The 756-nt window shown below is 37.7% G+C and carries 1 protein-coding gene; it reads right to left on the bottom strand.

The window, feature by feature from the left end; all coding sequences use genetic code 11:
- Position 1 precedes the first annotated feature (1 nt).
- Positions 2-756 (bottom strand): Hint domain-containing protein (locus CIN_RS09945; RefSeq protein WP_008854968.1); only part of this gene is annotated, 755 nt, incomplete at its 5' end.

The raw sequence follows: 756 nt of genomic DNA, 5'->3' as shown, positions 1-756 counted from the left end.
CTTAAACAGCTATTTTTTCCTCATCTAAACTCTCTTCTTCAACAAGATAAGGACCTGCTTGTATAATCTGAATAGCAATTTCAAATGGATGCTCTGCATTATACACTTCCAAAGGCAAGAATGCACATCCCATCGTCCAACGACAAACAGTGTTCTCGACCACTGACCAACCTTGCAATTCATCTTGTTGTAAATACTGTGCCACAGGATAAGCACCATATTGATTTAAAACAACCACACGACCAATCAAAACCCCTAAAGGACGACGGTCATCCACAAAAGGTCCAATCACATCACAAGGGCGGCTCTTTCTAGAGACAAGATAAACATGTTGAGTATTCGCAGGAAGACTAAAAATTACTCTATCTTTGTCAACTCGACTTTGATAAATCTCTTCACCATCTTCCGTTAACAAATATAACTCTGGATCATTCGATAAAACAAAATTACTCTCATTTTGATTGACGAGTTTTTGTTTATCCGCACGTTTCATTAAATCATTAAAAATAGGCTCCACAAAGCTACGTTCGACCGTTAAAGGTGCAACAGCGTCTTCTGCCCAAATCTTTACATGAGGATCTAACTGAACAACCTTCTGATCTTTATTAAATGAATGACGATTGCCAGTATTTAAATAGCTTTCCGTTAACATACCATCCGCCCAAATCACAGAATGATCTTCAGTTTCAACGTGATAATAATCATAACTCGTTATCGAATAATCGTAAAAAATAGAACGCCCATTCACCAACATCC

This window comes from Commensalibacter intestini A911, assembly GCF_000231445.1.
GTDB classification, from domain to species: Bacteria; Pseudomonadota; Alphaproteobacteria; order Acetobacterales; family Acetobacteraceae; genus Commensalibacter; species Commensalibacter intestini.
Note: the sequence above shows the minus strand (reverse complement) of the source record. Positions and strands in the feature narration are given on the sequence as shown.